We start from the raw sequence: 14410 nt of genomic DNA on the forward strand, positions 1-14410 counted from the left end.
CCCCCCCCCCCCCCCCCCCCCCCCCCCCCCCCCCCCCCCCCCCCCCCCCCCCCCCCCCCCCCCCCCCCCCCCCCCCCCCCCCCCCCCCCCCCCCCCCCCCACCGACGGTCGCTGGACCGCACCCCGGCGGGTGCCGGTCAGCGCCCGGCGCCCTCGGGCACCCGGTAGCGGGTCGGGCCGAGGGTCAGCGCCCACACCAGGAGGCCGGCGATCCAGGTCCCGAAGACGGCGAAGAACCACCACGGCAGCCGGCCGGTGCCCGTCAGCGCCACCTGCACGATCGCGCCCTCGACGGCGGTCAGCAGCAGCATCGTGGCCGTGCCGACGGCCCACAGGTCGCCGACGGCGCGGCGGCGCAGCTCGGCCTCGTGCTCCGGCGCCCTCCAGTACCAGGCGTTCGGCACGTTGACCACGTCCACCGGCAGACGCCGCACCCCGGCGGCCAGGGCCGCGAAGAGCGCCGCGAGGGCCGCGCCGATCAGCGCGGAGACCGTGACCGCCCCGGTGCGGCTGCTCCAGTCGTCGGCCTCGCCGCTGCCGCCGAAGTGGGTGGGCACCCGTTCGGGCAGCACCAGGGCCGCCACGACGACGGCCGCGGCGTAGAGGACCACCGACCCGGCGAACAGCTTCGCGCGCACGCCCCCACCCTGCCGCAGGGGCGCGCGCCGGGCGTCAGCGACCGCCGAAGCGCTCGCGCAGCTTGGAGAAGACGCCGTGGTGGGCCGGGGACAGCTTGCCGGCGGGGCGCACCTCGCCGCGCACCTCGGCCAGGCGGCGCAGCAGCTCCTCCTGCTCGTCGTCGAGGTCGCGCGGGGTGGCGACCTCCAGGGTGACGAGCAGGTCCCCGCGGCCGGCCGAGCGCAGGTGCTCGGCGCCCTTCTGCTTCAGGGTGACGACCTCCCCGCCCTGCGCGCCGGGGCGCACGTCGACCTCCTCGGTGCCGTCGAGGGTCTCCAGCGGGATGGAGGCGCCCAGGGCGGCGGCCGTCATGGGCACCTCCAACGTGCAGAGCAGGTCGTCGCCGCGACGGGTGAAGACCGGGTGCGGGCGCTCGTGGATCTCCACGTAGAGGTCGCCGGGCGGGCCGCCGGCGGTGCCCACCTCGCCCTGGGCGGCGAGCTGGATGCGGGTGCCGGTGTCCACGCCGGCGGGGATGCGGATGTTCAGCGGCCGACGGGCGCGCACCCGCCCCTCCCCGGTGCACTCCAGGCACGGGGAGGGCAGGACGGTGCCGAAGCCGTGGCACGTCGGGCACGGCTGGCTCGTCATGACCTGGCCCAGCAGGGAGCGCACCACGCGCTGCACCGAGCCCTGCCCGTGGCAGATGTCGCAGGTGGCGGGCTCGGTGCCCGGCTGGCAGCAGGTGCCCTTGCAGGTGGGGCACAGCACGGCGGTGTCGACCTGGATCTGCCGCTCGCCGCCGAAGGCGGCCTCGGCGAGGTCGACGTCGACGCGGATCAGGGCGTCCTGGCCGCGCTGGGTGCGGCTGACCGGACCGCGCCCGCCGCCGCCGGCACCGCCCTGGCCGAAGAAGGCGTCCATGATGTCGGAGAAGCCGAAGCCCTGCCCGAAGCCGCCGCCGGGCCCGCCGGGCGCGCCGCCGCGGTCGTACTGCGCGCGCTTGTCGGGGTTGGACAGCGTCTCGTAGGCCTGGGACACCTCCTTGAACCTGTCCCCGGCGTCCGGGTCGGAGGTGACGTCGGGGTGGAGCTTGCGCGCCAGCTTGCGGTAGGCGCGCTTGATGTCCTCCGCCGAGGCGTCCCTGCTGACGCCGAGGACGTCGTAGTAGTCGCTCACGAGGTGCTCAGGTCTCCCGTCGGGGGGTGGTCGGGTGGGTCACTGGGACAGGATGCGCGAGACGTAGCGGGAGACCGCCCGCACCGCCGCCATCGTGGTCGGGTAGTCCATGCGGGTGGGGCCCAGCACGCCCAGGCGCGCCAGCACCTCGCCCTCGCCGTAGCCGCTGGTGACCACGGACGTCTCGGGCAGGCCGAGGTGGAGGTTCTCCGCCCCGATGCGCACGGCCAGGCCGCCGCGGTCGCCGCCGCCCTCCTCGGTCATCTCCTGCACCAGCCGCAGCAGCACGACGTGCTCCTCCAGCGCCTCCAGCACGCTGCCGAGGGAGGTGGACAGGTCGTGGGCGCCGGAGCGCACCAGGTTGGCGGTGCCGGCGATGACGACGCGCTCCTCCAGCCCGGCGCTGAGGCAGTCGCCCAGCGCGGCGACGACCTCGGCGGTCACCGCCATCTCACCGGGCGGGCTGGTCTGCACGACGGCGGTGAGCTCCTCGCGCGCCTGCTTGAGCCGCTTGCCGGCCACGGCGGCGTTGACGCGGTCGCGCAGCGCCGCGAGGGTGCCCGGCAGCGACTCGACGTCGGTGGCCGAGCGCACGTCGACGACGCGCTGCTCGACGCGGCCGGTGTCGGTGATGAGCACCAGCAGCGCGCTGCGGCCCCCGACGGGCACCACCTCCACGTGCCGCACCGCGGCGCGCGAGAGCGAGGGGTACTGCACGACGGCGGCCTGGCGGGTGATCTGCGCCAGCAGCCGCACGGTGCGGTCCACGACGTCGTCGAGGTCCACGGCGCCGTCGAGGAAGGCCTGGATGGCGCGGCGCTCGGCCGGCGACATGGGCTTGAGGTTGGCGAGGCGGTCCACGAACAGGCGGTAGCCCTTGTCGGTGGGGATGCGCCCGGCGCTGGTGTGCGGCTGGGCGATGTACCCCTCCTCCTCCAGCACCGCCATGTCGTTGCGGATGGTGGCCGGGGACACGCCGAGGCGGTGGCGCTCGACGAGGGCCCGGGACCCCACGGGCTCGTGGGTCGAGACGTAGTCCTCCACGATGGCGCGCAGCACCGCGAGCCTGCGGTCGTCGCTCACACCCCACCCCCTGCTCCCGTGCCCACCCGGCACCGTTCCTGGCACTCCCGGCGATCGAGTGCCAAGTCTAGGCCAGCGCGCCTCCACCGCGCGGCGCGCGGCCCTGGTTAGCGTGCCGCGGGTGAGTCCCCGGCGCCCGTCCACCGACCGCTACGGCAGCGACGTGCTGTCCGCGAACCCGCACCCGCAGCGGCCGGTGCACCGCGAGGAACCCGCGGTGCGCGGCCTCGTCGTGGAGGACGTGGAGACCGGCTGGGTCGGTGCGGTGGTGCGCGTGGAGAAGAGCGGCGGCGTGCACGTCGTGGTCCTGGAGGACGCGCGGGGCCGCACCCGCACGTTCCCGCTGGGCCCGGGCTTCTGGGTGGACGGGCAGCCGGTGCGGCTGGTCGCCCCCAGGGGTCCGGCCGCCCCGGCGGCACCCACCCGCACCGCCAGCGGCTCGGTGGCCGTGGCCGGCGCCCCGGCCCGCACCGCCCGCGCCTCGCGCATCCTCGTCGAGGGCCGCCACGACGCGGAGCTGGTGGAGAAGGTGTGGGGCGACGACCTGCGCGTGGAGGGCGTCGTGGTGGAGATGCTCGACGGCGTGGACGACCTGGACGCGGCGGTGCGCTCCTTCGCCCCGGGGCCGGGGCGGCGCATCGGGGTGCTCGTGGACCACCTGGTCGCCGGCAGCAAGGAGTCGCGCATCGTCGCGGCGGTCTCGAGGAGCCCGCACGTGCTCGTCGTGGGCCACCCGTTCATCGACGTCTGGCAGGCCGTGCGCCCGCAGCGCCTGGGCTGGCAGCGGTGGCCGAGCGTGCCGCGCGGTCAGTCCTGGAAGCACGGCATCCTCGCCGAGCTGGGCTGGCCGCACGCCACGCAGGCCGACGTCGCGCACGGCTGGAAGCGGATCCTCGGCACCGTGCGCACCTACGCCGACCTCGAGCCGGCGCTGCTCGGCCGGGTGGAGGAGCTGGTGGACTTCGTCACCGCGGACGCGGCGGACCGCTGAGGCGCCGGCCTCCTCCCCCCGTCGCACCCGGGACCACCCCGCGGGAGGACGACACCGGGCCCGAGCGCGCGGGAGGATCGACGCGGACCCGAACCCCGGCGACGCCCAGGAGGACACCGTGAGCGATCCGCACCAGCCACCCCGGCCCGACTTCACGAAGGACCCGCACGCCCCCGGCGCCGGCGGGGAGCAGGAGCCCGGCTGGCGGCCCGGCTGGCGCCCGGACTGGCAGCCGGAGCAGGAGGCCGCGCAGCAGCACGGTCAGCCGTGGCCGCACCAGCAGGGCCCGGGGCAGCCGCCGCACTGGCAGGAGAAGCCGCCCGTGTCCGTGCAGGACGAGCGCACCTGGAGCGTGCTGGCACACGTGGGCACCCTGCTCGTCTGGATCAGCCTGCCGGTGCTCGCCCCCCTGGTGGTCTTCCTCGTCTTCAAGGACCGCAGCCGCTTCGTGCGCGAGCACGCCGCCGAGGCGCTCAACGCGAGCATCTCGCTGTTCATCTACGAGGCGGTGCTCGGCCTGGTGATCGGCATCCTGGTGACCGTGACCTTCGGGCTGGCGCTCCCGCTGCTGATCGTCCCGGTCGCGGTGCTCCTCGCGGCGACCGTCTTCGGGATCCTGGCGGCCGTCGCGGCGAACTCCGGCCGCCCGTACCGCTACCCGCTGATCCTCCGCCTGGTCCGCTGAGGCCTCACGCCGCCAGCGCCCGCACCGCCGCCACCCGGTCGGCGAGCGCGGGCGCCTGCGGCACCAGGGCCACGGTGGTGACGCCGGCGCGCGCGTAGTCGTCCAGGCGCGCGCGCAGGCTCGCCGCCGGCCCCACCAGGCAGGTCGCCTCCAGGAAACCCGCCGGCACCGCGGCGGCGGCCTCGCGGTGCCGGCCGGCGAGGAAGTGCTCCTGCACCTCGTCGACGGCGTCGGAGAACCCCAGGCGGCGGGCGAGGGACGCGTAGAAGTTCTGCGAGCGCGAGCCCATCCCCCCCAGGTACAGGGCGACGTGCCGGCGCACCGGCGCCTCGGCCTGGCGGCGGGCCTCGCCCGTGGCGTCGGTGACCAGCACGGGCACGGACGCGCACACGTCGAAGTCCTGCACGGGCGGGGCGGTGCGGCGGGCGCGGCCGGCGGCCAGGGGCGCGAACTGCTCCGCCGCGGCCTCCGGGGACAGGAACACCGGCAGCCACCCGTCGGCGACCTCCCCGGCCAGCTCCACGTTGCGCGGGCCGACGGCGGCCAGGTAGACGGGGAGGTCCGGGCGGGGTGCGGGCAGCATCAGGTGCAGCGGCACGCCCGGGCCGTCCGGCAGCGGCAGGTGCACGTGCTCGCCGGCGAAGCGCACCGGCCGGCGCGACAGGACCTCGCGCACGACCGCGACGTGCTCGCGGGTGCGCGCCAGCGGAGCGGCGAACCGCTGCCCGTACCAGCCCTCGGAGACCTGCGGGCCCGAGACGCCCAGGCCGAGGCGGAACCTGCCGCCGGAGAGCGCGTCGAGGGTGGCGGCGGCCATCGCGGTGGCGGCGGGGGCGCGGGCGGGAACCTGCAGCACCGCTGAGCCCAGGGCGATGCGCGAGGTCTGCGCCGCCAGCCAGCCCAGGACGCTGACGGCGTCGGACCCGTACGCCTCGGCGACCCACGCGCTGTCGCAACCGGCGTCCTCCGCCGCGCGCACGAGCGCCAGGGTGTCCGCGGCCGCCGCCGCCGCGTTCCCGCCGGTCAGGTAACCGAGGTTCACTCCCAGGCGCACGCCGCGAACCTAGCCCACCGGCGCCGGTCGCCGCCCGTCGCGGGCTCCCGACCGGGAGAATCCCCGCGCTCTCCGGAAACCGATTCCTGGTCGCTGAGGGCGTGGACCGCTCCGCGCCCGCACCTCGCCCCGGGCGAGCACGACGGCAGCGTTCCGGAGCGCCCGACACCCGGAAACCGATTCCCGGCGACACTGGACCCGGCGGCGGAAACCGGTTACTTTCGATGGACGGGTGCTCCCCGGCCGACGAGGGCCGGAGGGGTTCTCGGCAGGCGCACCACCGCTGCACCCCCAGGACCCGCGGACCCGGTCGACGACGACCCCGCCGCCGCCCGAGACCGAGCGGGGACACCACCGACCCGGCACCACGAAGGGACAGGAAGTCGATGACGACACCGCCCCGCACCAGCACCCCCACGCCCCCGCAGGGCGGTCGGCACCTCGGCCGCCGCGCCTTCGGGCTGAGCGCCCTGGGCGCCGCTGCGCTCGCCGGCTGCGGCCGCTTCAGCAGCAGCGGCGGCGACAGCGGCGGCGACGGCGTCGAGCTGAGCTTCTCCTGGTGGGGCGACGCGAGCCGCGCCGAGGCCACCGAGGCGGCCGTCGCCACGTTCATGGAGAAGAACCCCGGCATCACCGTGCGCACGGACTACCAGGACTCCAGCCCCTACCAGGACAAGCTCGCCACCCGCGTGGCCGCCGGCGACGCCCCCGACGTCATGGCCGTGCCCAACCGGGCGCTGCGCGAGTACGCCGGTCGCGGCGCCCTGGCCGACCTGAACGCCGCCGGTGTGGACCTGTCCGCGGTCGACGACCGCGTCGTGGGCCTGGGCACGGTCGACGGCACCGTGTACGGCATCGCCGCCGGCCTGAACACCGTGGGCGTGGTGTTCCGCAAGCAGCACGTCCTGGACGCCGGCCTGCCCCTGCCCGACGGGGACACCTGGAGCTGGGAGGACTACGAGGAGATCAGCCGCGCCATCACGGAGAACACAGGCCGCGCCGTCTACGGCTCGGGGTACTCCATGGAGGCGGAGACCGGCAACATCATCTGGACCCGTCAGCAGGGTCAGGACTTCTACACCGCCGACGGCGGTCTGGGCGCCGACGCCGCCAGCATCGCGGCCTGGTACGCGATGAACGTCCGGTTCCGGGCCTCCGGCGCCCTGCCGCCGGCCGGGTACGTCGACGTCACCGGCAGCGGCGCCGAGCAGTCCTTCCTCGCGCAGGACAAGGTCGCCTCCCAGTTCATCCCCACGAACAACCTGGGGGCCTACAACCGCGCCTGCGGCGGGGACCTGGTCATGCTGCGCATGCCCGGGGAGACGACCGGCGTGCGCCGCGGCATGTCCGTGGACTGCTCGATGCTGTGGTCGGTGTCGGCGCAGTCCGAGCACCCCGCCGAGGCGGCGGCGCTGCTGGACTTCCTCGTCAACGACCCGGACGCCTACACCGAGATGATGACCACCCGAGGGGTCCCGCCGAACCCCGAGGTGACCGAGGCCGTCAAGGCGAAGATGTCCCCCGACGACCTGGCCGCCACCGAGTTCCTGCTGGCGCTGCAGCAGGAGGACCTGCCCCCCACGTACGTCTACCCCCGCGGGGCGACCGCCATGGCCAGCGAGATCAGCACCGTCGCCACGGAGATCGAGTTCGGCCGGATGACGCCGGAACAGGCGGCCGACGCCCTGGTCCGCGTCGGTCAGAGCGAGCTGAGCGCGTGATCGGCTCGAGGCCGGTCCCCCGGCGCGCGGCCCTGGCGGCCGGGGCGGGTGCGCTCGCGCTGACCGGCTGCGGGAGGTTCGGCGGCAGCGGTTCATCCACCGGCGGCGACGACGGCGAGGTCGAGCTGACCGTCATGGCCTGGGCCAGCGCGAGCCAGGCGCAGATGTACGAGTCGGCCTTCGCGACGTACCACGAGCAGAACCCCGGTGTCCGGGTGCGGCTGGAGTGGATGGACGTGTCCAGCTACCCGGACAAGCTGAACACGAAGTTCGCCGCCGGGAGCCCGCCGGACGTCACGTTCCTCGTGGGCCGGTGGCTCGGCGAGTACGCCTCGCGCGGCGTCCTCGCGGACCTCGGGGAGCACGGCGACGTCCTGCGGCTGGACGCCCTGCCGGACAGCTCGCTGGACGGCGCCCGGCTGGACGGGACGGTCTACGCCGTCCCCACCGGGACCACCACGCCGGGCCTGGTCTACAACCGCAGGGTCCTGGACGAGCTGGGGCTCACCGTGCCCGACGACCGCACCTGGACCTGGGACGACTTCCGCGAGTTCAACGCCGCCGTCACCCGGGCGAGCGGCGGCTCGACCTACGGCACCGGGTACAACATCCCCTGGACGCCCACCGTGGCCCTGTGGGCGGGCCAGCACGGCGAGGAGCTCTACACCGCCGATGGGCAGCTCGGCATGTCGGCCGGGACCCTCGCCGACTACTTCCAGATGACCGTGGACCTGCGCGCCGCCGGGGGCTACCCCCCGGCGGGACTGCTCGACGACCAGGGGCAGACCGTGGAGGACTCCGCCCTCGGCAGGGGCCTGGTCGCCTCGCAGTCGATCCCCGCGAACGTGTTCGCCGACCACAACACCACGCTCGACGGGGTGCTCCAGCTCGTCCGCTTCCCCGGCGAGTCGCCCACCCCCGGCTACCAGGTCACCCCGACGCTGCTGTGGGCGCAGGCCGCCGCATCGAAGCACCCGGCGGAGGCCGCGGCGTTGATCGACTACCTCACCAACGACCCGGCGTCCTTCACCGCGCGCTCGGCCCTGCTCGGCGTGCCGGTCAACCCCCAGGTCGCCGCCGCCGTCGGCGAGACGCTGCCGGAGGACGGCAAGACCTTCGTGGACTTCCTGGTGCGGTTGCAGGAGGAGGACCTGCCGCCGTACCACCTCGAACCCGCCGGCGCCGGGGAGATCGCCGACAACCTGGTGAGCATCGGCACCGAGGTCGAGTTCGGCCGGATGACGCCGCAGCAGGCCGGCGAGAAGTTCGTGGCCGACGCGCGTGCGAGCCTCGAGCGGGCCGCCTCGTGAGCACCACGGCCACCGGCACCGCACCCGGCGCCCTGCAGGTCCGGGGCACGACGCGCCCGGCGCGCGAGCGACGCGGCGGTGCCGCGGCGGCCGAGGAGCGCGCCGCCTACGTGTTCCTGGCCCCCTGGCTGGTCGGCCTGCTGTTCACGGTGATCCCCTTCGGGGTGTCGCTGTGGCTGGCCTTCACCGACTACAACCTGCTGCAGTCGCCGAACTGGATCGGGACCGAGAACTTCTCCCGGCTGGCGGAGGACCCCAAGGTAGCCACGTCGACGCGGGTGACGTTGGTCTACACCTTCGTCTCCGTCCCCGTCTCGCTGGTCAGCGCGCTCGCCGTGGCGATGCTGCTCAACAAGGGCGTCCGGGGCCTGAAGTTCTACCGGTCGGTGTTCTACCTGCCGTCCCTGATCGGCACGAGCGTCGCCATCGTCATGCTGTGGCGCTCCATCTTCGGCCACGACGGCATCGTCAACCGGTTCCTGGGGTTCTTCGGCATCGCCGGCCCCGGGTGGGTCACCGACCCGGACTGGGCGCTGCTCACGCTGGTCACCCTCAGCGTGTGGAGCTTCGGCGCGTCCATGGTCATCTTCCTCGCCGGGCTGCGGCAGATCCCCGTCATGTACTACGAGGCGGCGTCCGTCGACGGGGCCGGCTGGTGGCGTCAGCTGCGGTCGATCACGCTTCCGCTGCTGAGCCCGGTCATCTTCTTCAACCTCGTGCTCGGCCTCATCGGGTCCCTGCAGACGTTCACGCAGGGCTTCGTCTTCTCGGGCGGCTCGGGGGGCCCGGCGGAGTCCACCCTCTTCTACAACCTGTACCTGTACCAGCAGGGTTTCCAGCGCTTCGACATGGGCTACGCCAGCGCCCTGGCGTGGGTCATGTTCGTCGTGATCGCGTTCTTCACCGCCCTCAACTTCCTCGTCTCCAAGTACTGGGTGTTCTACGATGACTGAGCCCGCAGCCCCCGTGAAGACCTCCACCCGGGTGGGCGGCACGGCCGCCGCGCCCCCCACGTCCCCGGCGGCGCCCGTCTCGCAGGTCCGGCGCACCTCCGCCTTCGCGCGCTCGGCCGCCTCCCGGCTGCGCGGCGTGGACACGTACCAGGAGGAGCTGACCGGCAGCGCCCGCAGCCGGTTCCTGCGCCACGTCGTGCTGGCGGGCGTCGGCATCGTCATGCTCTACCCGCTGCTGTGGATGCTCTCGGCCTCGTTCAAACCCAGCGCGCGGGTCTTCGCCGACTCCGGGCTGATCCCGTCCGACGTGCAGGTCGGCAACTACGCGGCCGGGTGGAGCGCGCTGGAGCACCCCTTCGAGCTGTACCTGGTCAACTCCCTCATCCTGGCCGTGCTGAACATCGCGGGGAACCTGCTGTCGTGCTCGATGGCGGCGTACGCCTTCGCCCGCCTGCGGTTCCGCGGACGCAAGCTCTGGTTCGCCGCCATGCTGGGCACGATGCTGCTGCCGGCGCACGTGGTGCTCATCCCGCAGTACGTCATCTTCGCCAAGCTCGGGTGGGTCAACACCTACCTGCCCCTCACGGTGCCGGCGTTCCTGGCGACGAACGCGTTCTACGTCTTCCTGCTGGTGCAGTTCATGCGCGCCCTGCCCATGGAGCTGCAGGACGCCGCGAAGATCGACGGATGCGGCCCCTACCGCACGTACCTCAGCGTGATCATGCCGCTGACCGTGCCGGCCATGGCCACGGTGGCGATCTTCACGTTCATCTCCAGCTGGAACGACTTCTTCGGGCCGTTGCTCTACCTGACCGACTCGGACCTGTTCACCGTGCCGCTGGCCCTGCGGCAGTTCATGTCCGCCGAGGGCGCCAGCGACTGGGGGCCGATGTTCTCGATGTCGGTCGTCTCCCTGCTGCCGGTCGTGGCGTTCTTCTTCATCGGCCAGCGCTACCTGCTCAACGGGATCTCGACGACGGGGATGAAGTGACCACCACCTCACCGGGCACCGCGCCCAGCACCGCACCCAGCACCGCCGGCACCGGCGACGAGCTCGCGCGGCACCGCAGGCGGTACGCCGTCGTCGGCACCGGTGGCCGCTCGCAGATGTACCTCGACGCCCTGACCGGCACCCACGCCGACGTCGGGCAGGTCGTGGCCCTCGTCGACACCAACGAGGTCCGCATGTCCTACTACGACGAGCACCTGGCCGGCCGCGGTGTCACCGTGCCGCCGCGCCACTGCACCCCGGAGGGTTTCGCCGACCTGCTCGCCTCCGGCGACGTCGACGCGGTCGTGGTCACCAGCCCGGACGTCACGCACGCCGCCTACGTGGTCGCCGCCCTGGACGCCGGGGTGGACGTGGTGTGCGAGAAGCCCCTGACCATCGACGCCGAGGGCCTGCGGGACATCGTCGCGGCGGCGCAGCGCTCCACCGCCCGGCTCGTGGTGACGTTCAACTACCGCTACTCCCCCCGCAACTCCCTGGCGCGCCGGCTGATCCAGGACGGCGAGATCGGCCAGGTCACCTCGGTCCACTTCGAGTGGTGCCTGGACACCGTCCACGGCGCGGACTACTTCCGCCGCTGGCACCGCGACAAGCGCAACTCCGGTGGTCTGCTGGTGCACAAGTCCACCCACCACTTCGACCTGGTGAACTGGTGGCTCGCGGACGTCCCCGAGACCGTGTTCGCGCTCGGCGGGCTGCGCTTCTACGGGCGCGAGAACGCCGAGCGCCGCGGCCTCGGGGATCGCCCCGGCCTGGGTCGCGACGGCGTCGGCACCGGCGACCCGTTCGTGCTGGACCTGGCCGCCGACGAGCGGATGCGCAGGCTGTTCCTGGAGGGCGAGCGCGTCGACGGCTACCACCGCGACCGCGACGTCTTCTCCGACGGCATCACCGCCGAGGACAACCTCACGCTCGCCGTGGGGTACGCGCGCGGCACGTCGATGGCCTACACGCTGACGGCCCACGCCCCCTGGGAGGGCTACCGCGTCGCGTTCAACGGCACCCGGGGCCGGCTGGAGCTGGAGGTCGTCGAGCGCAGCCACGTCAGCGCCGAGGCCGTCACCTCCGGCGGCCCGCTGGGCAAGGACCGGCCGGTCGTGGACCCCAGCGCCCAGCCCGACGAGGCGACCCTGGCGGCGCAGTCGCTGCGCCCGTGGGGTTCGCGCCTGCTGCTGCAGCGGCACTGGGAGGCACCCGTGCAGGTGCCGATCCCCGAGGGTGCCGGCGCCCACGGCGGCGGCGACGCGATGCTCCTGGACGACGTGCTGCGCGGGCCCGGCGAGGACCCCCTGCGGCGGCAGGCCGGGTACCTCGACGGGGTGCGCAGCGTCCTGGTCGGGGTGGCGGGGAACCTGTCCCTGGAGACGGGGGACGCGGTGCGCCTGTCCGGTTTCGGCCTGCCGCTGGACGAGGCCGGCGGCCGGTGAACGGCGGGTACGAGCTCGTCGTCGTCCTGGGCCAGTCCAACGCGAGCGGCACCAACACGGACTTCGAGCCGGACGGCCGGGACGCGCGCGACCCGCGCATCGAGGTGTTCGCGGCGACCGGACCGGACGCGGGGCGCATCGTGCCGGCGCGCGAGCCGCTGGCCCCGCTGCTGCACCACCCGCCCGGCGGGATGGGCCCGGGTGGCCCGTTCGCGGCGCTGCTGCTCGCGACCCTGCCGCCGCAGCGCCGCGTCCTGCTCGTGCCGGCCGCCGTGGGCGGCACCGGGTTCCGCGCCCACGGCAGCCACCCCGGGGTGTGGAAGGTCGGCCTGCACCTGCCGGGCGTGCCGAACCTGTTCGAGGAGGCCGTGGCGCACGTGGGCGCGGCGCTGCGCGCGGCCGGGCCGGGCAGCCGCGTCGCGGCGGTGCTGTGGCACCAGGGCGAGACCGACGGCGGGCGCGGCCGCACGGAGCGGGAGTACGCCGCCGACCTGGACGAGCTGATCGCGCGGTTCCGCGAGCGGGTCCCCACGGCACCGGACGCGCCGTTCCTCGTGGGGCAGTTGCCGGCCGAGCGGCTGGCCGCGCACCCCGGGCACGCCGGGGTGGCGGCTGCGCTGGCCGGGACCCCCCACCGGGTGCCGGGGACGGGTTTCGCGCCCGCTCCCCCGCCCGGTCACGTCCACGACGTGACCACCCACCTGGACGCGCAGGGGCAGCGGCTGCTGGGTGCGGCGTACTTCGAGGCGTACCTGGGGGCGCGCGGGCGCTCGCCCGTCCCGGTGGCGGCCTCAGCTGCGCAGGAGCCCGAGCACGCGCAACCGTGAGGCGACGAGGCCGGCGACGGCCCGGGCCCCGGCCGCGGACAGGTGCGTGTCGTCGCGCTCGCCGTCGGGGAACCCGGGCCACCGGCCCGGTTCGAGCCACAGGAACGACGCCTTGCTGCCCTCGGCGCCCTGCTGCTGCCACAGGGCCCGGCTCGCCGCGGTGAGGTCCACCAGCGCGACGCCGTCCCGCGCGGCGAGCGCCCGCACGGCCGAGGGGTAGCCGCCGTGGGTGGAGCGGGCCCGGCCGCGCTCGTCGAAGCACCGGCGTTCCACGGGGGTCAGCAGGACCGGGGTGGCGCCCCGCGCGCGGGCCCCGACGACCGCCCGGCGCAGGTTGGCCGGGTAGGCGCGGTGCACGTCGGCGAAACGCTCCCCCTCCTTGGGGTCGTTGTGCCCGAACTGCACGAGCAGCAGGTCCCCGGGCAGCAACCGTGCCAGCGCGTCGTCGAGCGCACCGGACTCGAGGAAGCTGCGGCTGCTCGCCCCGGAGACCGCCAGGTCCAGCACCTCGGTGCCGGTGAGCTCGTGCAGGACCTGGCCCCACCCGGTGCGCGGGGCGCGCTCGGGCGGGTACTCCGAGGCGGTGGAGTCGGAGACGACGACGATCCGCCCGGTCGGGGCCGGGGGCCCGTCCCACCCGGCGAGCCACTCGCCGGGGGTCGCGCCGGCCGTCCCGGGGATCCCCGGCCGGCCGGGCGCAGCTCCGGGGCCGGTGCTGCCGCGCTCGCCGAACCGGGCCTCGCGCCAGCTGAAACCGCCCATGTCGTCCCAGGCGTCGGGGGCGACGTGCTCGCCGAGGTGGCAGTCGACGAACCACGCCTGCCCCACCGCGTCGGGTTTGCCGCCGGGGTGCCACGGCCGGCCGAGCCGCACGCTGCCCGGTTCCAGACCGGGCCCGGTCAGCCGCACGCCGGAGAACAGGAACCCGCGGGGGTTCTCCCGCGCGGTGCTGGGTGCGCTGATCCAGCCGGGCCCGGTGCTGCGCACCTCCCCGCCCTCGACCACGGCGGTGGCCCGGCCGTACACGAAGTCCACGTCACCGGTGATCAGGCAGTCGCGCAGGTGCACGTGCCGCACGTCGGACCACCCCGGCGCGTCCAGCAGCAGGGTGTCCTGCCGGCCGAGGAGGTGGCAGCGCTCGATGCGGACGCGGTCGCCCAGGGTGCGCAGCGCGATCGCCTGCGAGTCCGGCAGCCCGGGGTTCGCGAACCGGTCGAAGGCGTTCTCCACCGTCAGGTCCGCCAGCGTCACGTCGTCGGCGGCCACGGTCACGGTGGCGCACGCCTGCCCGTGCGGCAGCCCGGTGCGGTCCCGGTCGCCCTGGCGCAGGTCGAAGGTGACGACCACGTCCTCGGCCCGGCCGGTGGACGAGCGGATCGTCAGCGGTGCGCGGCGCGGCTCGATGCGCAGGTGCTCGACGTACCGGCCGGGCCGCACGACGATCTCGGTGGCGTCCGGGTCGGCGAGCGCGGTCGCGATGTCCGGGAGGAGGTCGGCGTCGTCGCCGACCGTGAGGGTGGAGGGCACGCAGGCACTCTAGTAACCGGTTTCTC

General features: G+C 74.7%; 13 protein-coding genes. 8 read left to right on the plus strand and 5 right to left on the minus strand.

Annotated features, from left to right (window positions below; translation table 11 throughout):
- Positions 1-137: 137 nt before the first annotated feature.
- The 3 genes from ACRYR9_RS07755 to hrcA are packed head-to-tail and all read right to left on the minus strand — an operon-like array spanning position 138 to position 2880.
- Complete coding sequence (locus ACRYR9_RS07755; RefSeq protein WP_432494458.1) at positions 138-638, minus strand: DUF1648 domain-containing protein; 501 nt, start codon at positions 636-638, stop codon at positions 138-140.
- 34 nt (positions 639-672) lie between these two features.
- The gene (gene dnaJ, locus ACRYR9_RS07760; protein ID WP_432494456.1) at positions 673-1797 is read right to left on the minus strand and encodes a molecular chaperone DnaJ; all 1125 of its coding nucleotides are present in this window, start codon (positions 1795-1797) and stop codon (positions 673-675) included.
- 39 nt (positions 1798-1836) lie between these two features.
- A complete protein-coding gene (gene hrcA, locus ACRYR9_RS07765; protein ID WP_432494454.1) occupies positions 1837-2880 on the minus strand; it encodes a heat-inducible transcriptional repressor HrcA in 1044 nt (347 codons plus the stop codon).
- A gap of 121 nt (positions 2881-3001) precedes the next feature.
- Here hrcA and ACRYR9_RS07770 point away from each other — a divergent pair, with 121 nt between their 5' ends.
- Together ACRYR9_RS07770 and ACRYR9_RS07775 are read left to right on the plus strand one after the other, a co-directional pair.
- Positions 3002-3871 (plus strand): DUF3097 domain-containing protein, encoded by an 870-nt coding sequence (locus ACRYR9_RS07770; RefSeq protein WP_432494452.1) that lies wholly within the window; start codon positions 3002-3004, stop codon positions 3869-3871.
- 118 nt (positions 3872-3989) lie between these two features.
- Positions 3990-4556: a DUF4870 domain-containing protein gene (locus tag ACRYR9_RS07775; protein ID WP_432494450.1), complete on the plus strand. Its 567-nt coding sequence runs from the start codon at positions 3990-3992 to the stop codon at positions 4554-4556.
- Between the two features lie 4 nt (positions 4557-4560).
- Here the strand turns inward: ACRYR9_RS07775 and ACRYR9_RS07780 are convergent, their stop codons facing one another.
- Positions 4561-5610, minus strand: coding sequence for an LLM class F420-dependent oxidoreductase (locus ACRYR9_RS07780; RefSeq protein ID WP_432494448.1), 1050 nt, complete (start codon positions 5608-5610; stop codon positions 4561-4563).
- 386 nt (positions 5611-5996) lie between these two features.
- Here ACRYR9_RS07780 and ACRYR9_RS07785 point away from each other — a divergent pair, with 386 nt between their 5' ends.
- The 6 genes from ACRYR9_RS07785 to ACRYR9_RS07810 are packed head-to-tail and all read left to right on the plus strand — an operon-like array spanning position 5997 to position 12857.
- A complete protein-coding gene (locus ACRYR9_RS07785; protein ID WP_432494446.1) occupies positions 5997-7331 on the plus strand; it encodes an ABC transporter substrate-binding protein in 1335 nt (444 codons plus the stop codon).
- Positions 7328-8641 (plus strand): ABC transporter substrate-binding protein, encoded by a 1314-nt coding sequence (locus tag ACRYR9_RS07790; RefSeq protein WP_432494444.1) that lies wholly within the window; start codon positions 7328-7330, stop codon positions 8639-8641. Before ACRYR9_RS07785 ends, ACRYR9_RS07790 begins: the two co-directional genes overlap by 4 nt.
- A complete protein-coding gene (locus ACRYR9_RS07795; protein ID WP_432494442.1) occupies positions 8638-9594 on the plus strand; it encodes a carbohydrate ABC transporter permease in 957 nt (318 codons plus the stop codon). The genes ACRYR9_RS07790 and ACRYR9_RS07795 overlap by 4 nt, the downstream gene beginning before the upstream one ends.
- A complete protein-coding gene (locus tag ACRYR9_RS07800; RefSeq protein ID WP_432494440.1) occupies positions 9587-10585 on the plus strand; it encodes a carbohydrate ABC transporter permease in 999 nt (332 codons plus the stop codon). The genes ACRYR9_RS07795 and ACRYR9_RS07800 overlap by 8 nt, the downstream gene beginning before the upstream one ends.
- Positions 10582-12030 (plus strand): Gfo/Idh/MocA family protein, encoded by a 1449-nt coding sequence (locus ACRYR9_RS07805; RefSeq protein ID WP_432494438.1) that lies wholly within the window; start codon positions 10582-10584, stop codon positions 12028-12030. The genes ACRYR9_RS07800 and ACRYR9_RS07805 overlap by 4 nt, the downstream gene beginning before the upstream one ends.
- Positions 12027-12857: a sialate O-acetylesterase gene (locus ACRYR9_RS07810; RefSeq protein WP_432494436.1), complete on the plus strand. Its 831-nt coding sequence runs from the start codon at positions 12027-12029 to the stop codon at positions 12855-12857. Before ACRYR9_RS07805 ends, ACRYR9_RS07810 begins: the two co-directional genes overlap by 4 nt.
- Here ACRYR9_RS07810 and ACRYR9_RS07815 read toward each other — a convergent pair.
- Entirely contained in the window at positions 12822-14384 is a 1563-nt protein-coding gene (locus ACRYR9_RS07815) for a pectinesterase family protein (RefSeq protein WP_432494434.1), read from the minus strand. The genes ACRYR9_RS07810 and ACRYR9_RS07815 overlap by 36 nt on opposite strands.
- Between the last annotated feature and the right edge of the window lie 26 nt (positions 14385-14410).

Origin of the sequence: Kineococcus auxinigenes, assembly GCF_050871525.1 — a bacterium.
Taxonomy (GTDB): domain Bacteria; phylum Actinomycetota; class Actinomycetes; order Actinomycetales; family Kineococcaceae; genus Kineococcus.

Excerpts from the sequence above, each read along its gene's own strand:
- ACRYR9_RS07800 (WP_432494440.1), top strand. The coding sequence starts at position 9,587 with ATGACTGAGCCCGCAGCCCCCGTGAAGACCTCCACCCGGGTGGGCGGC.
- ACRYR9_RS07785 (WP_432494446.1), top strand. The coding sequence starts at position 5,997 with ATGACGACACCGCCCCGCACCAGCACCCCCACGCCCCCGCAGGGCGGT.